Here is a 19,697-nt window from a genome sequence, read left to right as displayed (position 1 = left end):
TCGTGGGCGCGATACCTGGGTAGCCTAGGCGCATGAGCGCGCCCCGCAACGCACGACGGACACCCGCCGCCCTCGCCATGGCGGCGATCGTCGCCCTGGCATTGACCGCCTGCACCGGCGGTGGCGGCGAGAACGGCACCACGAGCGACGGTGGGCAGGGCTTCCCCGACGACGGCTGCACGCACATCGCGGTCGCGACCTCGTCGGAGAAGGTCAACATGCTCGACGAGCTGGCGAAGGCGTTCAAGGACTCGCCCGAGCACGAAGGGCTCGAGACCTGCGCCACCGTGCGACCGACCAACGTCTCCTCGGGCAACGCGACGCGCTTCCTCACCTCGGGCGACGACTGGCCGAGCGACGATCAGTCACTGTGGCCGACGCTCTGGTCTCCCGCATCCACCGTCTGGACCGATCGCGTCGCCGCAGCCGCGTCGCCCGGACTCGTGGGCGAGCCGAAGTCGTTCACCCGCACGCCCGTCGTGTTCGGCATGCCCGAGCCGATGGCCACAGCGCTCGGCTGGCCGAACACGCCGATCAGCATCACGGACCTCGAGAACCTCTGCCAGGACCCCGCCGGCTGGGGCAGCGTAGGCAAGGACATCTGGGGTGCGTTCAAGATCTCGAAGACGAACCCGAACACCTCCACCACGGGCCTCTCGACGATCCTCATGCAGTCGTACGAGGCGACCGGCAAGGCCGAAGGCCTCACCTCGGCAGATGTCGAAGCCTCGGCCGACTTCTCCCGCGTGTTCGAGGAGTGCGTCATCCACTACGGCGACACCACGGGAAACGTCCTGTCGACGCTCTATGACGAGACCCAGAACGGCTCGAACGGCTCGGCCTACGTCTCGGCCGTCGCCCTGGAAGAGACTTCGCTGCTCAACTACAACCAGGGAAACCCCGACTCGCACACCGTGCAGCCGGGTGAGACCCTGACCCCGCCGAAGACCAAGCTGGTCGCGGTCTATCCCGCAGGCGGATCCATGTGGTCGGACAACCCGATCACCGTGCTGGGTGCCGACTGGGTCACCGCCGAGCAGCGCACAGCCGGCGAGGCCTTCGCCGAGTTCGTGCAGACCACCGCGGCGCAGAAGATCCTCCCCGACTACGGATTCCGCCCGCTCGACGAGTCGGTGCCGCTGGGCGACCTGTTCACCGCGAAGTTCGGCGTCGACCCCGCGCAGCCCGCAGTCACCCTGCCGAAGCCCGAGGTCGACGTGATCTCGACGGCGATCGACCAGTGGACGCAGGTGCGCAAGCCCTCGTCAGTGCTCGAACTGATCGACATCTCTGGATCCATGGACGATCCGATCGGCGACGGACGTTCACGCCTCGACGGGGCGATCGAGGGCGCGCAGTCGACGCTGAACCACTTCCGCCCGACCGATGAGATCGGCGTGTGGGCGTTCACCACCGGCATCTCCTCGGATGAGGGCGAGGGCATCCAGGTTCTGCGTGATGTCAGTGCCCTCGGTTCCGATGGCGAGAAGCTCGACTCCTCGCTCGACGACCTCCGGTACGCGCAGCGCAACGGCACGCCGCTCTACGACTCGATCCTGCTCGCCTATGAGGCGATGAGCGAGCGCGCAGAGCCTGGACGCATCAACGCGATCGTCGTGCTGTCGGACGGCGAGGACACCGACTCGAGCATCTCGCTCGACTCGCTCATCGCGAAGATCGGCAAGAGCACGAAGGAGGGCGGTGACGACGCTCCCGTGCGTATATTCCCGATCGCGTATGGAGAGGGTGCCGACACGTCCGCGCTGCAGCGGATCGCGGATGTGACCGGAGGACAGCTGTTCGACGCCTCCGACGCCGAGCGGATCGACCTCGTGTTCGCCTCCGTGATCAACAACTTCTGAGGGTCGCGATGCCGTTTCTCTCCGCGTCGAACAATCCCTGGATCGATGATGCCGTCGAAGGCATATCCGGGCAGAACATCTACGTCGACCCAGACGTGTCAGGTGGCCAGGCCATAGCCGACGCGCTCTCCGGCGTCGTCCCGGGCGACGGCTCGATCGCGGTGGTCGTGCTGCCCGCGGATGCTGCGCGTGACACCCCGTACAACACCTACATCCTCGAGCAGCTCAAGGCGGGCGCGAGCCAGAAGACCGTGATCGTCGCGATCGGCGACGACCTGCAGGCCGCATCGGTGACGATCGGCGATGACGCGCTGCGCATCGCGAACGAGAGCGAGTCATCTGGCGGGAGCCTGCAAGATCAGCTCGTCGAGACGGTGCAGGAGATCTCGGCCGAGACCCCGACGTCGCCGGGCGGCGATGCTGCAGTAGGCGGAGCGGTGATCCCGCTCGTGATCGGCGGGGTCGTGCTCGTCGCGGCTGCCGTGACTGCTTTCGGCCTGATCGCCCGTCGCCGACGTCGCACGTCCCCGGCCTCGACGGACCCGGTGCCCGCCGGCATCCGTCTTCGAGTGAACCGTCTGCGCGAACTCCGAGCCGACTACGCCGCGGTTCCGGGCAGCCCTCTCGCTGCCGAGACCGCCGCAGGCATCGACGCCCTCGCCTCGCACGTCGAACAGCTGTTCATCCGCCTCGACGCCAAAGCGGGCGAGGATCAGAGCGTGCTCGCCGAAACCGAGTACTCCGACAAGCTCGCCCGCCTGGTCGCCGCCCTCGATCGCGACTACCTGCTCGACCTGCTGACCAGGCCCGACCTGTGGGACGCCCCCGACGAGCGCATCGCCGAGGTGCGTGAGGCACTGTCGTCGGTGACCACCCAGATCGTCGACAACATCAAGCAGGTCAATGCCCGCAAGGGACTGCTGTTCCAGGTATCCCTCGACTCGCTCATCGGTCGCAGCGAGCTGCGCGACTGGGAGCGTCAGTTCAAGCAGAGCTCCGGCGACTGAGCGCCGCTCAGCGCCTCACAACAGCGGCGGCGTCGACGACCCGACCGTCGACGAGGTGCAGCACCCCGTGCATGCGCGGGAGGTGCACGAGGTCATGGGTCACGAGCAACGTCGACGTGTTCCGCTCGTCGGTGAGCCGGAGGATGAGGTCGATGATCGCGGCACCGCGCTCCTGGTCCAGGGCACTGGTGGGCTCGTCGACCAGGAGCACGCTCGGGTCGTTCATCAGTGCACGAGCGATGTTGACGCGCTGACGCTGCCCGCCGGAGAGCTGATGCGGCCTCTTGTGACCGTGTTCGGCGAGGCCGACCGCGGCGAGCAGCTCATCCGCATGAACGGCAGCACTGGCGCGACGGCGCCGGCTGTGCGGGGCCCCGAGCTCGTTCATGACGCTCAGCTGCTCGCGGGCGGTCAACGAGGGGATGAGGTTGGGCTGCTGGAAGACGATCCCGATCCGGTCCCGCCGCAGACGCGTCGCCTCGGCCGGGCTGAGAGCCGTGACGTCGCTGCCGTCGATGAGGATCTCGCCGGAATCCGGGCGCAGAAGGGTGCCGGCGACGGCCAGCAGACTCGATTTGCCCGAGCCGCTGGGCCCGGTGATTCCGGTGACGGTTCCGGGGTGGGCGGTGAGGGAGACGCCGTCCACGGCGGTCACCCGCGAGTCACCGTCGGGGAAGGTCAGGGTGACGTCGTTCAGGCGGATCATCGGTTGCTCCCGAGGGCGGTGAGGGGGTCGGCGGAGGTGACGGAGCGCAGGGCGAAGGCGGCGCCTGCGAGGCCGAGGGCGATCATGATGGCGCCGGGAAGGATCGTCGTGACGGGGCTCAGCAGGAACGGAAGGGCGGTGCCGGCGAGCAGGCCGAGCACGGCGACGAGGCCCAGACCGATGCCGATGCCCACCAGCAGCACGATCAGCGCCTGACCCAGTGCGTCGCGGATCAGCGATCGCGTGCTCGCGCCGAGTGCCTTGAGGACGGCGACGTCGCCCTTGCGCTGCATGGTCCACACGGTGAAGAAGGCCCCGATGACGAGTCCCGAGATGCCGAACAGCATGGCCACCATGAGCAGGAGCGATCCGATCTCGGAGCGGAAGGCGCTCAGCGCCGTCAGCGCTCCGAGGGTCGTTTCGGAGATCGTGTCGTGCGCTGTGTCCGCGGCGTCCCAGTCGGGGGCACCCGTGACAGCGAGGACCGTGGCGTAGGCGTCGGGGTTTCCGGTGGATGCCGAGTACGCCTGCCAATCCTGCAGAGTCATCTGCACGACCGGCGTGTGGCTGTACCAGGCATCCCCCTCAATCGTCTCGACGTCGTAGGAGACGCCGGCGATCTCGATCTGCTCTCCGACCTTCACACCGAGCGCATCCGCGGCGGGCACCGACAGGCTCACCCGACCGTCGCCGGAGGGCGCTCCGGCGTCGAATCCCGGCTCGACACCGAACACCGCGATCGCGGCACGGGTGTCGTGGGTCTCGGCGCGGGTCTGGCTGATGCCGAGGGGCCGCGCGTCGGTCACACCCGCTGTCGCCGCCCAGTCGTCCGCCTGCTGCTCGGTGATGGCGGAGTCCGCGAAGCTGGCCGCATCGTCGCCGCCCGAAGGGGAGGAGAACACGATCCGGTCAGCGGGCAGCGCGAGCACGCCCGAGACGTTCTGGATGGCGAGGCCTCCCGTGAGTCCGCTGAGGAAACCGACGAGAAGGGTGATGAGGGCGACGACGGAGCCGATGAGGATGAATCGCCCACTGGCGAAGCGAAGATCGCGTAACGCGACGAACATGGTGTGGCCTTTCCTGTCGCCGATGCGGCGACCATTCCACTTTCGCCGTCGACGTCGACGTGGTCATCGGCCACCGGGACGGGCTTTCGCACCCAGGATGAGGACGCCTCGATCGTCCTTTCGGACGATGCGGCGGCTCGGTGCGGCGGCGTAGAGTTCGATCCATGGCGCATACCGCTCTGACCCCGGTGTTCGTGGGTCTGCGGACGGGCCTTCACGTTCTCTTCTTCGCCCTGACGGGGGTCGTCATCGCCCGTGCGGTGCTCGACCCGTCGGAGTCGAGCGTCTCCGCGATCGTCCTCGCCGTGATCGTCGCCGCGACCTACGCGTCCGGACTGCTGCTCACGCGACTCTCCGCCGGACGGCGGCTGATCTCACTGATCTGGCTGGCCCTGCTCTCGGCAGAGTGGCTGGGCCTGCTCTGGGTGAGCGCCGATGCCGCCTACCTCGTCTTCCCCCTGTTCTTCCTGTTTCTCCATCTGCTCGGGCGTTGGGCAGGATCCGCCGCGATCCTCGTGGCGACGATCATCGCGGTCTATGCACTCGGCATCCACGGCGGGTGGAGCGTCGGCGGCGTCGTCGGTCCGTTCGTCGGCGCCGGCGTCGCCCTCCTGATCGGCCTCGGCTACCAGGCTCTGGCTCGAGAGGCGCAGCAGCGCGAAGCGTTGGTCGCCGAGCTGCTCGCGACGCGCGGAGAGCTCGCCGCGCGGGAGCATGAATCAGGCGTCCTCGCAGAGCGCGCCCGACTCGCCCGGGAGATCCACGACACGCTCGCGCAAGGACTCTCCAGCATCCAGATGCTGCTGCATGCCGCGGAACGGGCCGATGCCACCCGCCCGGGGATCGAGCACATCCGACTCGCACGCGAGACGGCTGCCGCAAACCTCGTCGAGGCGCGGCGGTTCATCCGCGAGCTGACGCCTCCCCAGCTCGACGACCAGACCCTCGGCGGGGCGCTGCGTCGACTGGCCCGCACGCAGTGGGCGACGGAGGGACTCGACGTGCAGGTGCGGGTATCCGACACGATCGTCCTGCCCATGCACCTGCAGACGGCACTGCTGCGCATCACGCAGGGTGCGATCGCCAACGTCATCCAGCACGCTCACGCGACCACGGCGACGGTCACCATCAGCGTCGAGAGCGACCAGCTCCACTTCACCGTCGAAGACGACGGGACCGGATTCGATGCGAAGATCACTGAGCCGGCGGCCGCCGCCGAGAAGTCGGATTCCTTCGGTCTGCGCGCCACCGCTGAGCGGGTGCAGCAGTTGGGCGGGAGGCTCGAGATCGATGCGGCATCCGGCCGGGGAACGACACTCACCGTGGACCTCCCTCTGACGGAGTTCGCATGATCCGCCTCGTCATCGCCGACGACCACCCCATCGTCCGCGCCGGCCTCATCGCCCTGTTCAGTCTCGAAGCGGATCTCGAGGTGGTCGCCGAGGCATCGACCCCCGATGAGGCCGTGGCCTGCGCCGAGCGCGAGAACCCGGACGTGGTGCTGATGGACCTGCAGTTCGGTTCCCACTCCCCGGCCACGGGAGTGGACGCGACTCGACGCATCCGCGCGCTCGAGGCTCCGCCTTACGTGCTCGTGCTCACGAACTACGACTCGGATGCCGACATCCTCGGCGCCGTCGAGGCCGGTGCGAGCGGCTACCTGCTGAAGGACGCCCCGCCGCACGAGCTGACCGCCGCCGTGCGCGCGGCGGCGGCCGGAGAGAGCGCGCTCGCGCCCGTGATCGCCTCCCGACTGCTCGATCGCATGCGCGCGCCGCGGGTCAGCCTCAGCAGCCGCGAGATCGAGGTGCTCGAGCTCGTCGCCTCAGGGCGATCGAACAGCGAGGTGGCAGACCAGCTCTTCGTCAGCGAGACGACCGTGAAATCGCATCTCGCGCACATCTTCTCGAAGCTCGACGTCAGCTCACGCACCGCCGCGGTCTCGGCGGCACGCCAGAAGGGCATCCTCCGCTGAGATCTGGGGTGTCGCGGCGGCCTCCCTCTGCGGGCGGCACTGCATCACCGGTAAGCGCGGTGGGCGCCCGCATGCTCTTTCGCGCGGATGCATGGGGCGTTCGCCATCGGCATCCAGGCGCCGCACCGAGGCGATCGTCTCGAGGTGAAGACACGGTCGGGGGTCGCACTCGTGGCGACCCGCGCCATGGCGGCCGCGAGCGCCGCGTGCGTATCGAGCTCTCCCGACTCCCAGGCTGCGGTCATCGCCGCCGTGAGCTCACTCTGAGTGAGACGTCTGGCGATGTCTTCCTCGAGGATGCCGGCGGCCACTGCCGCTTTCACCAATCCCATCGGCGCAGGCTCTTCGAAGTAGTCCCACTCCTCGAGGCCCAGACGCTCTTTCGTCTCCTCGAGCAGCTTCAGCGCATCCCAGATCTGCGTCTGCTCGGCGTCGGTCAGCTTCCCCGAGTGGATCAGATCGTGTGCCTCGGCATAGACGTCGTCGTCTCGTCGCAATCCGATGGTGATGATCTCGATCGCGCCGACATCGGCATGCATCTTGGCTCGGAAGATGACTCGGTAGGCACGCTGACACGCCTCCACGGTGTTGAATCCGACGAGTTTCGTCCTCCCGTGGTTCGACAGACGGTGCTTCCCCCCAGGAGAGGCGAAGAGCCCGGCGATCGTGTCAAAGACCGTCTCCCGTTCTGATACGTTCACGTTCGCAATGAGCCAGTCGATGCTCTCTTGGGTGAACGTCACCTCTGCCTGGTCGTCGGGGAAACGCTCACCCGGCTGCAAGCAGTCGCTCCCTCGCATCATCGATCGTGAGCATCGTCGAGCGATCCGCCACCAGATCGGCTGCAATGCTCAGAACCTTGAGCTCGGCATCGCGCAGAAGGCGGCGCTGCTCGTCGTACTCGGCCGCAGACACCACGACCGCGACCGGCTTGCCGTGGCTGGTCAACTTCACCGGCCGCTCCTGCGCCTCGGAAGTGAGGAAGCCGACACCTCGTCTGGCGGCGACTGTCGAAGACATCGTGAGAGGCTGGGTGGTCATGACACAACTTTACGCCCAAATATGTAGAAGTGTGTAGAAGTATTCCAGAATGTGCTGACGGACGATCCACCTGAAGCAACCAAGGTTGACAAACCTTTCTAGAGCAACTTAGGTTGACAGCATGGAGTCCTCCCAGATCGCCGCGGTGGCAGCGGACACCAGCGACCCGAGAACCGGCCTGCGGGCAGTCGCCTCGTTGCGCGTGCTCGCAGACACCCTGGAGCTTCGCCAGGTCGAGGCTGCCCTGCGTTCAGGCATGAAGTGGCAGGAGATCGCCGACGCTCTCGGCGTGACCCGGCAGGCCGTCCACAAGAAGCACTCGAAGCGAGTGGACCCCACGATCCCGATCTCGAGGAGGAACTCATGAGCAAGTTCGTTCGCGTCGCTCAGACGAGCCAGTCGCTGTCTCTCGCCGCCATGGAAGAAGCCTCCCGACTCGGGCTTCGCACCGCCGACATCGAGCACCTGTTCCTCGCCCTCGTGATCAACGATCAAGCCGCAGGCCGGGCACTGCGCGACATCGGCATCGACCTCGACGCCGCTCGTCGCGCTGTCGAAGAGCAGCACGCGGCTCAACTGGCATCCCTCGGCATCGAGGCGTCGTTTCCCGAGGCAGGGCGCATCGTGTTCCATGAGACCGACGGGTACGCGTGGACCAAGCGCGCTTCTGACCTCATCGCTCGCTCGGCCGAAAAAGACAAGGCTGGCGACGCCGCCGCGGTGCTCCGAGAACTCGTCGACGAGCCGAGCGGCATGATCGCCGACATACTCGGACGCCTGGGCGCCACCCCTGCTGCGCTGCTCGATCAGCTCGACGCGGTCGACGCGTCCAGGCGGGCGATCGCGCCGATCGCGCCCGCGGCCAGCGGACGGATCACGGGGTCGACAGAGACGTTCGTCCCTGCACCGATCGAACAGGTATGGGACTACCTCGCCGAGCCGATGAACGTTCCCCAGTGGCAGATGAGCGTCGGCTCGATCGAGCATGCGCAACAGGATGCGGCCGTCGGTGCCGTGTGGTCGGGTCTCGCACGTGAACGACGTCCGGATGGGAAGCCGGTGAAGGTCAAGCCGAAGTTCCGTCGCCGCAGTATCGAGCTCGTCACGGCACACCGACCGGACACGATCGCGTGGATCTTCACGTACCCCGATGCTCCTCGAAGCACTCCGGTTCTCACGGACTTCGCCTTGACGCACACCAACGGCGGCACTCAGGTGTCGATCACCTCGTCGTGGTCTCGCCGCTCCGGATGGCGGAGGGTGGTGGGACTGCCACTGCGTCCGATCCAGAGGTTCATCGTGTGGATCACGCTGTTCCAGATCGGCAGCGCGATCAGCCGAGCGTTCCGCTGATCGTGGCGGCGTGACCTAAGCCTGAGGCTCCGCTGCGACTCTCCGCGTCTTGCGCGCGCGGTGGTCCTCTCTGGCGGCGCTGATCACGCCGGCGATCGCGAGGGCGACGAGAAGGGTCTGGATCGTCACCAGCACCGGCGTCAGCGGTCCCAGATCATCGCGGGATGACATCGCCTCGGCGGCGCTCGCCTCCCCGGACGCGAGGTAGAGAGTGAAGTCGGTGAGCGCATGGATCGCCATGCCCACCCAGAGGCGGCCGGTGACCCGTCGCACCCAGTAATAGAGGCTGCCGGTCATGCTCAGGAAAGCGACCTGGAACGTGATCGCCGCCGGAGGCAGGCCCGCCCAGACGCTGCCGACGGTGTGCGCGGCACCGAAGAGCAGCGAGGTGGCGAGCAGGGTGACGAGTTCGCCGTGCCGTTCGCGCAGCGAGACGAACAGGATGCCGCGAATCACGAGTTCCTCGCCGAGGCCGACCATGATCGTCCCGACGAGCACGATCATGACCGTGCCGAGCCCACGCTCCATCCATGGGATACCGGGCAGCTGCACGAGCGGCAGCGCGCGACCAGCAGCACGGGGATCGCAATGAGCCAGAGACGACGAGGCTGCATGCGCAGCGTCGACGTGTTGCTCCACACGTCACGCCACCAGCCGGACCACCAGGTGAACCACAGCGCGAGACCGATGGCGATCGGCAGCGGAATGAGATGGCTGAGGGCGAACTCCGCCATGACATCGCCTTCGGGAGCGAATGAGCCGGTGATGTTTCCCAGCACAGCAGCGAACAGGATGTAGATGACGAGGGCGAGCACGCCCACCCAGAAGCGTCTCGGCACCCGGTCGCCGACTCGCTGGCGGGTGTCATCCTGGGGTTGCGACATGCGCCGGTCACCTTTCCTCAGCCGTGCATCAGCATGCCGATATTCCGGCAGTATCCGGTTTCAGACTAGCGACCGCCGAGCATCGCCCCACGCTGGTCGTCAGGCGGCGGGAGCAGCGGTCGACGCGCGCACGATCAGTTGCGACCCCAGCGTCACGACATCGTCGATGGCGGTGCCGTTCATCGCCTGCAGCAGCAGGTCGACGGCGAGCGCGCCACTGCGCTCGATAGGCATCCGCACCGTCGTGAGCGCGGGGGTGACCGCACCCGCGAGGTCGATGTCGTCGATGCCGACGATGCTGATGTCGGCGGGGCAGCGCTTGCCGAGTTCGAGCAGTCCGGCCTCGAGTCCGAGGGCGACGAGGTCGTTGTACGCGATCACGGCCGTGGCACCGCTCGCCGCGGCAGGGGCCGCGGCGGCTCGCCCGCCCTGGATGGAGGCGGCGTGGTGGCTGAGCCCGGTGAGGCGGATGCCGTGGCGCTCGCACGCCCGGGCGACCGTATCGGCGCGGCGCACGTCAGCCCACGAACCACGAGGACCGGCGGCGTACGCGATGTGCGTGTGACCGAGAGCGGCGAGGTGCTCGATCGCCTGCGCGGGCCCGTGCTCCGGGTCCATCAGCACGCACGATGCGCCGTCGATCTGCCGGTTGACCACGACATAGGGGGTGTCTCCGACGAGCTCGAGAACATCGGCATCGGGCAGACGGGGGCTGCACAGCAGCATCCCGTCGAGCTTGCGGGCCTGTTCGATCTGCTCGCGTTCGCGGCGCAGGTCTTCATCGGCGTCGAAGAGCACGATGCGGTGACGGCCATGCCACGCCTGCCCCTGGATCGCCTTGAGCAGGGTGGCATAGACGGGGTTCGAGACATCGGGAACGACGACACCGAACGTGCGGGTGGCGGTGGCGGACTGCGACGTGGCGTAGCCGAGCTCTCCGGCTGCCTCGAGCACACGGCCGAGGGTGTTCGGGGCGAGGCGATCCGGCTCTCCGAAGGCGCGGGACGCGGTCGCGATGGACACGCCTGCACGCCGTGCCACATCTGTCAGCGTCGCTGCCATGTCGATCTCCCGCCCTCGCAGGCAATCCTACGATCCTCACCCCCGATGTAAAACGGCTTGACAAGTTTGTACAAACCCTGCACACTGATTTTCATGACGATCAACGCCGATCACCCTCAGCGGTGCGCGGCCCCGAGCGAAGGAGCCACCGCGTGAGCATCCCAGCACCGGCCCTGAGCCGCACGACCTCTGCGACAGCATCCCCCCTGGTCGCCCCGACAGCCGCAGGCATCCTGCACCTCGGACTCGGCAGCTTCCACCGCGCACACCAGGCCGTCTACACCGCAGCCGCCCTGCAATCCTCCGGCGGCGACTGGGGCATCATCGGCGTCGCCTCGCGTTCGCGCTCCATCGTCGACGCGATGCACGCCCAGGACATGCTGTACTCGGTCGCGACCATCGCCCCCGGCACCACGTCGCTGACCATCCCCGGCGTGCACACCGACGCCTTCGTCGGCGCCGAGCAGCCCGAACGCGTCGTGTCGCAGATCGTCGACCCCGGCATCCGCATCGTGACCCTCACCGTCACCGAGAACGGCTACAGCTACTCCCCCGCCACCCAGCGCCTCGATCTCGACGACGACACCGTGCGCGCCGACCTCCGCGGCGGCGCCGCGCGCTCGACGATCGGCCAGCTGGCGCGAGGCCTGCAGGCCCGTGCCGCGGCCGGCGGAGCGCCGATCTCGATCCTCAGCTGCGACAACCTCTCGGCCAACGGCGCTCACACCGAGAAACTCGTCCGCGAGTTCCTGCACGAGCTGCCCGGTTCCGAGGGCGCAGACACGCTCGCGTTCCTCGATCGCGCCGTGTCGTTCCCCTCGAGCATGGTCGACCGCATCGTGCCGTCGACGACCGCCGAGCTGCGCACCCGCGTCAGCACCCTGCTCGGCGCCCGCGACGACATCCCCGTGCCCGCCGAGCCGTTCACGATGTGGGCGATCGAAGACCGCTTCGCCGGAGGTCGCCCCGCATGGGAGGCCGGCGGCGCCGTGTTCACCGACGAGGTCGGGCGATACGAGCAGATGAAGGTGCGACTGCTCAACGGCACGCACTCGCTCATCGCCTACCTCGGTGCGCTCAGCGGCGTCGGCACGATCCCCGAGGCGATCGGACTCGACAGCATCGAGAGCGCGGCGCGCGCCGTGCTGCGCGACGAGTACGAGCCCTCGATCGAGGTGCCGTCCGGCGTCGACATCCGCGCCTACGAGAGCGAGCTGTTCGACCGCTGGGCCAACAGCGCTCTGGGGCACCGCACCAGCCAGGTCGGCACCGACGGATCGGTCAAGCTGCGACAGCGCATCCCCGAGCCCGCCCTTCTCGTGCTGCGCGACGGCGGGATGCCGCACCTGATCGCCCTGACCGTCGCCGGCTACCTCTCGTGCATCGCTCCGCTGCCCGGATTCGACCCCGGCCTGCACGCCGCCGCGATGACCGACGGCGCCCGCGAACGACTGGCCGGGTACGCGGCGAGCGCCCGCAACGGACGCGAGCTCGCACAGCGCGTGATCGGCGAGCTGCACCTGTTCGGTGACGGACTCGGATCGCAGGATGGGTTCATCGCACGCGTCGGCGAGCTCGTCGACATCATCCAGCGACGCGGCGTCGATGCCGCGATCGCCGATGCCGTCTCGGCATCCCAGACAAGCACATCATCATTCATCAGCGCAGAGGAGCTGCAGCCATGAAGGCTCTCGCCATCCACGGCAAAGAAGACATCCGCTGGGAGGACCGCGAGGTTCCGACCCCCGGCGACGGCGAGGTGCGCCTCCGGGTCAACTACGTCGGCATCTGCGGATCCGACCTGCACTACTACTTCCACGGCGCCAACGGCGAGTACACGATCCAGGAGCCGCTGACCCCGGGTCACGAGCTCTCGGGTGTCGTCGACCTCGACCCCTCGGGTCGTCTGGCCCCTGGCACGCCCGTCACCGTGCACCCCGCGCGCTACGGCCCCGAGGTCCCCGGCCTCGAGAACCGTCCACACCTGCGCCCCGGCGGCGACTACTTCGGCAGCGCCGCGGCGAACCCGCACCGTCAGGGCGGAGCATCCGAGATGCTGATCGTCGAAGAGCAGATGATCCGCGTGCTCCCTGCCTCGCTGCCACTCGAGCGCGCAGCCCTCGCCGAGCCGCTCGCCGTCGCGATCCACGCCGTGAACCTCGCCGGTGACATCAGCGGCAAGCGCGTCCTCGTGATAGGCGCCGGACCCATCGGCCTGCTGGTCGTGGCCGCTGCCCTGCACGCCGGCGCCGCTGTCGTGGGTGCCAGCGATGTGCGCGAAGAGCCCCTCGACCGGGCGACGTCCCTCGGCGCGACCGAGGCGTCGCTCGTCGGCCGCGACACGATCGAGAACGAGTCGTACGACGTCGTCTTCGAGTGCTCCGGCGTCGGGGTCGCGCTCTCCTCAGCTGTCCGCGCCGCTCGCCGCGCCGGCACGATCGTGCAGGTCGGCATGCTCCCGAACGCCGACATCGGAGTGAACCTCGCTCCGATGCTCGCCAAGGAGCTCACGATCCGCGGCGCCTTCCGATTCTCCACCGAGATCGACGACGCGGTCGCCCTGCTGGCCGAGTCCGACGCCCTCGACTCCGTCATCTCTCACGTCCTCCCGGCATCCGACGCCGTCCAGGCCTTCGAGCTCGCTCGCGACTCGTCCGCTTCGGCCAAGGTCCTGCTCTCCCTCTAGCAACACCCCCACCCGGCGGCCCCGCCGCACCGCAACACCCCACCCTGTTCCTGGTCCGAAGGAGTACCTCCCATGTCAGAACCGCAGACGACGGCCACGGCCGCCGATCCCGCCGAGAAGAGGTCGGTCAAAGACCTCGTGCGCGCGGCCATATCCGGATGGCTCGGCACGGCGCTGGAGTTCATGGACTACCAGCTCTACTCGCTGGCAGCCGCGCTCGTCTTCGCCGATCTGTTCTTCTCCTCCGAGAACCCGGCGGTCGCCGTGGTCGCCGCGATGGCCACCTACGGCGTCGGCTACGTCGCCCGCCCGGTCGGCGCATTCTTCTTCGCGCGTCTCGGTGACAAGACCGGCCGCACGAAGGTGCTGTTCTACACGATCCTCCTGATGGGTCTCGCGACCACCCTGATCGGCTTCCTGCCGACGTACAACCAGGTGGGCGTGCTCGCGCCGATCCTGCTCGTGCTGCTGCGCATCGCGCAGGGCTTCGGTGCGGGAGCGGAGATCTCGGGCGCCGGCGTCATGCTCGCCGAGTACGCACCGGCCAAGCGCCGTGGCATCATCGCCTCGCTCGTCGCGCTCGGCACCAACTGCGGAACCCTGCTCGCCTCGGGCATCTGGGCGATCCTGCTCGTCGCCTACAGCGAGCAGGAGGTCATCGACTGGGCATGGCGCATCCCGTTCATCGGCAGCGCGATCATCATGCTCTTCGCGATCTGGGTGCGCTTCAACCTCAAGGAGACCCCGGTCTTCGAAGAGCGCGACGACGTCGTCGACGGCAAGGCCCTCTCGCGTGAGGAGACGATCCAGCTCGCCACCGAGACCAACGACATCCGCACGCTCGAGGCGATGAACCGCAAGCCCTGGAAGGCGTTCTCGATCGCGCTCCTGCTGCGCTTCGGCCAGGCCGGCAACTCGGGCATGATCCAGACGTACCTGATCAGCTACATCACCGTCGTGCTGCTGCTCGACCGCTCGATCGGCGTCAACGCCGTGATCGTCTCGTCGCTCGTCGCCTTCATCACCGTGCCGCTGTCGGGCTGGCTCGGCGACCGGTTCGGCCGCAAGCGCATGTACATGATCTGGTCGATCGTCGCGCTGATCATCATCGTCCCGACGATGCTCATGATCAGCAGCGGTGTCACGGTGCAGGTCTTCATCGGCTACGTCGTGCTGCACAACCTCGCGGTGATGAGCTTCGCATCGCTCGAGAACCTCACGCTCCCCGAGCTGTTCGGTTCGCGCAACCGCTACACGTTCACGGCCATGGCACGCGAGATCGCCGCCATCGTCGCGACCGGCGCGGGCCCCGTCATCGCCGCCGCATGGGTGTCCGCCGTCACCGGCTCGTTCATCCCGATCATCATCATGCTGTTCATCTTCACGCTGAGCGCGCTGATCGCCTCGATCTGGATGCCGGAGGTCGCCGGCCGCGACCTGACGGACCCCCGCGACGCGATCTGATCGCCCCGCACATCACGACCAGGGGTGCGGACGCCCGAACGTCCGCACCCCACACCTCGCCCCGCATCACGCACCTCGTCCCCGCATTTCCAGGAGAGAACGACATGACCATCGAGATCGTCGACGTCAACATCACCAGCCCAGGACGCAACTTCGTCACGCTCAAGATCACGACCTCCGACGGAATCGTCGGCCTGGGCGACGCCACACTCAACGGACGCGAGCTCGCCGTCGCCTCGTACCTCTCCGACCACGTCGCCTCGATGCTCGTCGGACGCGACGAGGACCGCATCGAAGACACCTGGCAGTACCTCTACCGCGGCCCGTACTGGCGCCGCGGCCCCGTGACGATGGCCGCGATCGCCGCAGTCGACATGGCGCTGTGGGACATCAAGGCCAAGAAGGCCGGGATGCCGTTGTACCAGCTGCTCGGCGGCGCCAGCCGTGAGGGAGTCCGCGTCTATGCCCATGCCTCGGGCACCGATTACGCAGCGCTCAAGAACGCCATCACCGGCTACGAGGAGCTCGGCTACACCGCCGTGCGCGTACAGACCGGTGTGCCCGGCCTCGGCCAGATCTACGGCGTCTCGAACGCCGGCCCCGGCGTGCGCTACGACTACGAGCCCGCCAAGCGCTCGGGCGACCGCCCCAGCGAAGAGACCTGGGACACCCGCAACTACCTCAACCACATGCCCGGGATCTTCTCGCAGATCCGCGAGGACTTCGGCACCGACCTGCGCATCCTGCACGACGGACACCACCGGATGTCGCCGATCGAGGCCGCGCGCTTCGCGAAGGACATCGAGCCCTACGACCTGTTCTGGCTCGAGGACTGCACCCCCGGTGAGGACCAGACCGCGCTGCGCCTCGTGCGCCAGCACTCGACCACGCCGCTCGCGATCGGCGAGGTCTTCAACTCGGTGTTCGACTACCAGACCCTCATCACCGAGCGCCTGATCGACTACGTGCGCTCGGCCGTCACCCATACAGGTGGCATCACGGCCATGAAGAAGCTGCTCGACTTCGCAGCGATCTACGGCATCAAGTCCGGCATCCACGGTCCGACCGACATCTCCCCCGTCGGCATGGCTGCGGCGCTGCACCTCGACCTCGCGATCCACAACTTCGGCATCCAGGAGTACATGCCGCACAACGCGCAGACGCTCGAGGTGTTCCAGACCTCGTTCACGTTCGACAAGGGCTTCCTGCACCCCGGCGACAAGCCCGGACTCGGTGTCGATCTCGATGAGGATGCCGCGGCCGGCCACCAGTACACCAAGGCTTATCTGCCGGTGAACCGTCTGCTCGACGGGACCGTCCATGACTGGTGAGGCCATGACTGGTGAGCCGTGCCGGGTCGCCCTGCCGCAGCGCACCATCGACTCGCGTCTGATCGTCGTCGCACGCGCGAAGCGTGCCGAAGACTACGACGCCGTGCTCGACGTGCTCGTCGACGCCGGCATCCGCAGCGTCGAGCTGACGCTCACGACCCCGGGCACGTTCGCGCACTTCCCGCACCTGCTCGCGCGGTTCGGTGACACGATCGACCTCGGCATCGGGACCGTCACGAACACCCACGACCTGGCACGGGCGATCGAGGTGGGCGCGGCCTACATCGTGACCCCGATCACCTCGACCGACTTCGTCGCGCAGGCGACGGATGCCGGTGTGCCGATCGTTCCGGGCGGACTCACGCCCACCGAGCTGTTCGCCTCGTGGTCTGCGGGTGCCTCTGCGGTGAAGGTGTTCCCGGCAGGACAGGTGGGTCCCGCCTACCTCAAGGATCTGCGCGGGCCCTTCCCCGACCTGGTCGCGGTGCCCTCAGGCGGCGTCGACCTCGCCGGAGCGGAAGTCTGGCTGCGTGCCGGTGCCGTGGCGGTGAGCGTGGGCGGCCCGCTGCTCGGCGACGCCTTCGCCGGCGGAGACCTCGCCGCCTTGCGCGAGCGGGCTGCGGCATTCGTCGAGGTCTGCGCGCGGGAATCCTCGTGACCGTGCCCTCGGTCGTCACGCTCGGTGAGACCATGGCGCTCGTGCGCACGACCGAGATCGGATCCCTGCGGCACGCGAACTCGCTGGCGTTCGGCATCGGCGGCGCCGAGAGCAACGTCGCGATCGGGCTCGCCCGCCTCGGAGTCTCGACCTCCTGGCTCGGACGCGTCGGAGCCGACTCCCTCGGCGAGCGCGTGGAACGCGAGATCCGCGGTGACGGCGTCGATGTGCGGGCGGTCGTCGACCCCGATGCCGCGACCGGCATGATGGTGAAGGAGCGGCCCTCTGCCGCATCCACCGCCGTGCACTACTACCGGGCCGCGTCTGCGGGCTCCCGCCTGCATCCGGACGATCTACCCGACGGATGGGTCGAGCGCGCAGCGCTGCTGCACATCACGGGCATCACGCCCCTGCTGTCGGATACCGCTCGGGCGGCTCTTCACGCGGCGATCGACCGCGCGCGGGCGGGCGGTGCGATCGTCAGCTTCGACATCAACTACCGCTCGGCGTTGGCATCGCCCGAGGCAGCCTGGCCTGTGCTCCGCCAGCTCGCGGAGCGTTCCGACATCGTCTTCGGCGGCGAGGAGGAGTTCGCGATCCTCTACCCCGGCTCGTCGGCTGCGGATGCCGCCGCCTCCCTGCGCGATGCCGGATGCGCGACGACCGTGCTGAAGCTCGGTCCGGACGGTGCCACCGTGTTCGTCGAGGATGCCGAGGTCACAGGCCCCGGGTTCACGATCACCCCGGTCGACACCGTCGGCGCGGGCGACGCCTTCGTCGCCGGATACCTGAGCGGACTGCTCGACGGACTCGACCTCGACGCGATCCTGCGCCGCGCGAACGCGTGCGGCGCGATGGCGTGCCTCGTACCGGGCGACTGGGAGGCGGCGCCCACGCTGCGCGACCTCGAGCGCTTCCTCGATGGCGATTCCGATCCGGTGCGGCGCTGAATCGGCGTTGACGCCGCCCGAAAACGCGTAGCCTCGAAGGATGTCCAAAGCCGTCATCTCTCCGTCCACGGCTTCCGGCCTACCCGACTCAGAGCCCGCACGCGGATCGCTGTTCTCGCACGCCGCGGTGAACTCCCGACCGGTCGCTCTCGTCTACCGGCTCATCACGCTGGCGGTCGTCCTCACCGGTGTCATCCGGCACGCCAACCTCCTGACCGGCGATCCGTCTTGGACGACCGTGCTGTTCTACACGATGGTCAGCAATCTGATCTGCCTCGCCTGGGTGCTGCTCCTCATCGTCCGCACCGTCCGAGATCTGCGTCAGAGCGGCCCGATCGGCACCTCGACGCCCAGCGCCCGGGGCAGCGGAGCGGTGATGTTCGCGATCACCGTCACGATGCTGATCTATCTGATCGTGCTCGTGCCCACGAGGTTCGCCGACGGCGACGCCGAGATCTTCTCCCTCACCGACAACCTGATCCACATCATCACGCCGGTGCTGGTGATCATCGACTGGCTGGTCTTCGTGCCGAAGGGGTCGTTCCGGTGGATCGACCCGCCGCTGTGGACGCTCATCCCCTACGCGTATCTGACGTGGGCATTCGCCTACGGAGCGCTCGGTGGAGAGTTCACGCCCGGCCAGACGTATCCGTACCCCTTCATGGATGTCGACGCGCTCGGGATCGCCGGCGTCACGCAGTGGATCATCGCCCTCACGATCGCCCTCGTCGCCGTCGGCTACGTGTTCGTCATCATCGACCGCGCGCTCGGCTCACTCGCCCGGCGGGTCGCGCGGCGCTGATCCGGTCCCGACGGCGCCTGGGGAGGCTGCGCGCAGCACCGGCGCTGCGCCTCAGGAGGAGAACTGCGCCTGGGGAGGATGAATCCTCGCATTCCCTCCGCCCGAAGCGCAGTACTCCTCCCGACGGCGCCTGAGGCCCAGGCCCGGTCACAGGCGCCCCCCCGGTCCGTCTGCAGAACCACGGCACGGATGCAGGACCGAACTCGAGCTCCTGCCCTGCATCCGTGCTTTGGTCTTGCAGATGTGCGAGGCCTGCGGCTGAGTTGATGATCTCGGCACTGTCGTCGGCGTGGAGTGCGGCGAGCCTCTCCCGCCAGGTGGCGAGCGCCTCGGGCGACAGGCGAGTCCAGTCGAGCACTTCGCGGACGACCCTCAACGGCGAAGCGCTGCGATAGGAGCGAGTCGGATTTCCGGGGAACTTCTTGTCGGTCACGTTCGGGTCGTTCTCGAAGTCGCCGGTCGGCTCGACCTCGTACACACGCGGCTCGCGATCACCCGGTGCGAGCTCTGCGGCGAGGCCCGCACCATCGGCCACCGCCGTGAAGTAGATGTGGTTCATCACGATCTCGGGGCGGTAGTTCGAGTGGAACCCGGCCGTCAGCAGGTCGCCCGGTCTCAGGTCTGCCTTGGTGCCGTGGAAGAAGGGGCCGTCATCCAGTGCGTCGCTCACCCGCAGAAGCCTACGACTGCTTCTCGCGCTTCGGAAGGACTGCTGCCCTGGGATACCTGCGCCTCGCGCCCTGCGCCTCGGAAGGAGAACTGCGCTTGGGAGGAGGAAATCTCGAATCCGCTCCTCCCGAGGCGCAGTTCTCCTCCCGGGCGCAGCAAGAGCCGCAGCCGCAGCCGCCC

At 68.0% G+C, this 19,697-nt stretch carries 20 protein-coding genes and 1 pseudogene; 13 read left to right on the top strand and 8 right to left on the bottom strand.

Annotation, left to right across the window (positions count from 1 at the left end; genetic code table 11):
• The first annotated feature begins 32 nt into the window (after positions 1–32).
• Entirely contained in the window at positions 33–1,862 is a 1,830-nt protein-coding gene (locus RQG77_RS16645; RefSeq protein ID WP_311245730.1) for a substrate-binding and VWA domain-containing protein, read from the top strand.
• Between the two features lie 8 nt (positions 1,863–1,870).
• Positions 1,871–2,869 carry a hypothetical protein gene (locus tag RQG77_RS16640; protein ID WP_311245729.1) on the top strand — a complete coding sequence of 333 codons (999 nt, stop codon included), beginning with the start codon at positions 1,871–1,873 and terminating at the stop codon, positions 2,867–2,869.
• A gap of 7 nt (positions 2,870–2,876) precedes the next feature.
• Here RQG77_RS16640 and RQG77_RS16635 read toward each other — a convergent pair whose 3' ends face one another.
• Together RQG77_RS16635 and RQG77_RS16630 are read right to left on the bottom strand one after the other, a co-directional pair.
• Positions 2,877–3,575, bottom strand: a complete 699-nt coding sequence (locus tag RQG77_RS16635; RefSeq protein ID WP_311245728.1) for an ABC transporter ATP-binding protein — start codon at positions 3,573–3,575, stop codon at positions 2,877–2,879.
• Positions 3,572–4,642 (bottom strand): ABC transporter permease, encoded by a 1,071-nt coding sequence (locus tag RQG77_RS16630; protein WP_311245727.1) that lies wholly within the window; start codon positions 4,640–4,642, stop codon positions 3,572–3,574. The genes RQG77_RS16635 and RQG77_RS16630 overlap by 4 nt, the downstream gene beginning before the upstream one ends.
• Before the next feature lie 164 nt (positions 4,643–4,806).
• On the opposite strand from RQG77_RS16630, the gene RQG77_RS16625 reads away from it, so the two are divergent.
• Positions 4,807–5,994 (top strand): sensor histidine kinase, encoded by a 1,188-nt coding sequence (locus tag RQG77_RS16625; protein WP_311245726.1) that lies wholly within the window; start codon positions 4,807–4,809, stop codon positions 5,992–5,994.
• Entirely contained in the window at positions 5,991–6,617 is a 627-nt protein-coding gene (locus RQG77_RS16620) for a response regulator transcription factor (protein ID WP_311245725.1), read from the top strand. Before RQG77_RS16625 ends, RQG77_RS16620 begins: the two co-directional genes overlap by 4 nt.
• A 44-nt stretch (positions 6,618–6,661) precedes the next feature.
• Here the strand turns inward: RQG77_RS16620 and RQG77_RS16615 are convergent, their stop codons facing one another.
• Together RQG77_RS16615 and RQG77_RS16610 are read right to left on the bottom strand one after the other, a co-directional pair.
• On the bottom strand, positions 6,662–7,360 hold the full coding sequence (locus RQG77_RS16615; RefSeq protein ID WP_311245724.1) for a hypothetical protein: 699 nt from the start codon (positions 7,358–7,360) through the stop codon (positions 6,662–6,664).
• 25 nt (positions 7,361–7,385) lie between these two features.
• Positions 7,386–7,658 carry a type II toxin-antitoxin system prevent-host-death family antitoxin gene (locus RQG77_RS16610; protein WP_311245723.1) on the bottom strand — a complete coding sequence of 91 codons (273 nt, stop codon included), beginning with the start codon at positions 7,656–7,658 and terminating at the stop codon, positions 7,386–7,388.
• Between the two features lie 121 nt (positions 7,659–7,779).
• On the opposite strand from RQG77_RS16610, the gene RQG77_RS16605 reads away from it, so the two are divergent.
• A complete protein-coding gene (locus tag RQG77_RS16605) occupies positions 7,780–8,025 on the top strand; it encodes a hypothetical protein (RefSeq protein WP_056275758.1) in 246 nt (81 codons plus the stop codon).
• Positions 8,022–9,011, top strand: coding sequence for a Clp protease N-terminal domain-containing protein (locus tag RQG77_RS16600; RefSeq protein ID WP_311245722.1), 990 nt, complete (start codon positions 8,022–8,024; stop codon positions 9,009–9,011). Before RQG77_RS16605 ends, RQG77_RS16600 begins: the two co-directional genes overlap by 4 nt.
• Positions 9,012–9,026: 15 nt before the next feature.
• Here RQG77_RS16600 and RQG77_RS16595 read toward each other — a convergent pair whose 3' ends face one another.
• The 3 genes from RQG77_RS16595 to RQG77_RS16585 all read right to left on the bottom strand — a co-directional run bounded on the left by RQG77_RS16595 (position 9,027) and on the right by RQG77_RS16585 (position 10,957).
• On the bottom strand, positions 9,027–9,539 hold the full coding sequence (locus RQG77_RS16595) for a CPBP family intramembrane glutamic endopeptidase (RefSeq protein ID WP_311245721.1): 513 nt from the start codon (positions 9,537–9,539) through the stop codon (positions 9,027–9,029).
• The gene (locus RQG77_RS16590) at positions 9,512–9,895 is read right to left on the bottom strand and encodes a hypothetical protein (RefSeq protein ID WP_311245720.1); all 384 of its coding nucleotides are present in this window, start codon (positions 9,893–9,895) and stop codon (positions 9,512–9,514) included. The genes RQG77_RS16595 and RQG77_RS16590 overlap by 28 nt, the downstream gene beginning before the upstream one ends.
• A gap of 99 nt (positions 9,896–9,994) precedes the next feature.
• On the bottom strand, positions 9,995–10,957 hold the full coding sequence (locus RQG77_RS16585) for a LacI family DNA-binding transcriptional regulator (protein ID WP_120494749.1): 963 nt from the start codon (positions 10,955–10,957) through the stop codon (positions 9,995–9,997).
• Between the two features lie 152 nt (positions 10,958–11,109).
• On the opposite strand from RQG77_RS16585, the gene RQG77_RS16580 reads away from it, so the two are divergent.
• From RQG77_RS16580 to RQG77_RS16550, 7 genes are all read left to right on the top strand, one after another.
• Positions 11,110–12,642 (top strand): mannitol dehydrogenase family protein, encoded by a 1,533-nt coding sequence (locus tag RQG77_RS16580; RefSeq protein ID WP_311245719.1) that lies wholly within the window; start codon positions 11,110–11,112, stop codon positions 12,640–12,642.
• Positions 12,639–13,643, top strand: a complete 1,005-nt coding sequence (locus tag RQG77_RS16575) for an L-idonate 5-dehydrogenase (protein ID WP_311245718.1) — start codon at positions 12,639–12,641, stop codon at positions 13,641–13,643. Before RQG77_RS16580 ends, RQG77_RS16575 begins: the two co-directional genes overlap by 4 nt.
• A 72-nt stretch (positions 13,644–13,715) precedes the next feature.
• Positions 13,716–15,107: an MFS transporter gene (locus tag RQG77_RS16570; RefSeq protein ID WP_311245717.1), complete on the top strand. Its 1,392-nt coding sequence runs from the start codon at positions 13,716–13,718 to the stop codon at positions 15,105–15,107.
• Between the two features lie 104 nt (positions 15,108–15,211).
• Complete coding sequence (gene manD / locus RQG77_RS16565; protein ID WP_311245716.1) at positions 15,212–16,438, top strand: D-mannonate dehydratase ManD; 1,227 nt, start codon at positions 15,212–15,214, stop codon at positions 16,436–16,438.
• Positions 16,439–16,442: 4 nt separating this feature from the next.
• On the top strand, positions 16,443–17,096 hold the full coding sequence (locus RQG77_RS16560; RefSeq protein ID WP_311245715.1) for a bifunctional 4-hydroxy-2-oxoglutarate aldolase/2-dehydro-3-deoxy-phosphogluconate aldolase: 654 nt from the start codon (positions 16,443–16,445) through the stop codon (positions 17,094–17,096).
• Between the two features lie 2 nt (positions 17,097–17,098).
• Positions 17,099–18,046, top strand: coding sequence for a sugar kinase (locus RQG77_RS16555; RefSeq protein WP_311245714.1), 948 nt, complete (start codon positions 17,099–17,101; stop codon positions 18,044–18,046).
• Positions 18,047–18,086: 40 nt separating this feature from the next.
• Positions 18,087–18,848, top strand: coding sequence for a Pr6Pr family membrane protein (locus tag RQG77_RS16550; RefSeq protein ID WP_311245713.1), 762 nt, complete (start codon positions 18,087–18,089; stop codon positions 18,846–18,848).
• A gap of 265 nt (positions 18,849–19,113) precedes the next feature.
• On the opposite strand, the pseudogene arr reads toward RQG77_RS16550, so the two are convergent.
• Positions 19,114–19,518 (bottom strand): annotated as a pseudogene (gene arr / locus RQG77_RS16545) (NAD(+)--rifampin ADP-ribosyltransferase); the annotation flags it as partial.
• Positions 19,519–19,697 lie beyond the last annotated feature (179 nt).

Source organism: Microbacterium sp. WCS2018Hpa-23 (assembly GCF_031843845.1).
Lineage (GTDB): Bacteria > Actinomycetota > Actinomycetes > Actinomycetales > Microbacteriaceae > Microbacterium.
This window is presented reverse-complemented; position numbering and strand designations above follow the sequence as displayed.

Coding starts and splice junctions, on each gene's coding strand:
- RQG77_RS16620 (WP_311245725.1), top strand. CDS start 5,991: ATGATCCGCCTCGTCATCGCCGACGACCACCCCATCGTCCGCGCCGGC.
- RQG77_RS16610 (WP_311245723.1), bottom strand. CDS start 7,658: ATGACCACCCAGCCTCTCACGATGTCTTCGACAGTCGCCGCCAGACGA.
- RQG77_RS16575 (WP_311245718.1), top strand. CDS start 12,639: ATGAAGGCTCTCGCCATCCACGGCAAAGAAGACATCCGCTGGGAGGAC.
- RQG77_RS16640 (WP_311245729.1), top strand. CDS start 1,871: ATGCCGTTTCTCTCCGCGTCGAACAATCCCTGGATCGATGATGCCGTC.
- RQG77_RS16560 (WP_311245715.1), top strand. CDS start 16,443: ATGACTGGTGAGCCGTGCCGGGTCGCCCTGCCGCAGCGCACCATCGAC.
- RQG77_RS16625 (WP_311245726.1), top strand. CDS start 4,807: ATGGCGCATACCGCTCTGACCCCGGTGTTCGTGGGTCTGCGGACGGGC.
- RQG77_RS16605 (WP_056275758.1), top strand. CDS start 7,780: ATGGAGTCCTCCCAGATCGCCGCGGTGGCAGCGGACACCAGCGACCCG.
- RQG77_RS16585 (WP_120494749.1), bottom strand. CDS start 10,957: ATGGCAGCGACGCTGACAGATGTGGCACGGCGTGCAGGCGTGTCCATC.
- RQG77_RS16630 (WP_311245727.1), bottom strand. CDS start 4,642: ATGTTCGTCGCGTTACGCGATCTTCGCTTCGCCAGTGGGCGATTCATC.
- RQG77_RS16645 (WP_311245730.1), top strand. CDS start 33: ATGAGCGCGCCCCGCAACGCACGACGGACACCCGCCGCCCTCGCCATG.
- RQG77_RS16600 (WP_311245722.1), top strand. CDS start 8,022: ATGAGCAAGTTCGTTCGCGTCGCTCAGACGAGCCAGTCGCTGTCTCTC.
- RQG77_RS16570 (WP_311245717.1), top strand. CDS start 13,716: ATGTCAGAACCGCAGACGACGGCCACGGCCGCCGATCCCGCCGAGAAG.
- RQG77_RS16550 (WP_311245713.1), top strand. CDS start 18,087: ATGTCCAAAGCCGTCATCTCTCCGTCCACGGCTTCCGGCCTACCCGAC.
- RQG77_RS16635 (WP_311245728.1), bottom strand. CDS start 3,575: ATGATCCGCCTGAACGACGTCACCCTGACCTTCCCCGACGGTGACTCG.
- RQG77_RS16590 (WP_311245720.1), bottom strand. CDS start 9,895: ATGTCGCAACCCCAGGATGACACCCGCCAGCGAGTCGGCGACCGGGTG.
- manD (WP_311245716.1), top strand. CDS start 15,212: ATGACCATCGAGATCGTCGACGTCAACATCACCAGCCCAGGACGCAAC.
- RQG77_RS16595 (WP_311245721.1), bottom strand. CDS start 9,539: ATGGAGCGTGGGCTCGGCACGGTCATGATCGTGCTCGTCGGGACGATC.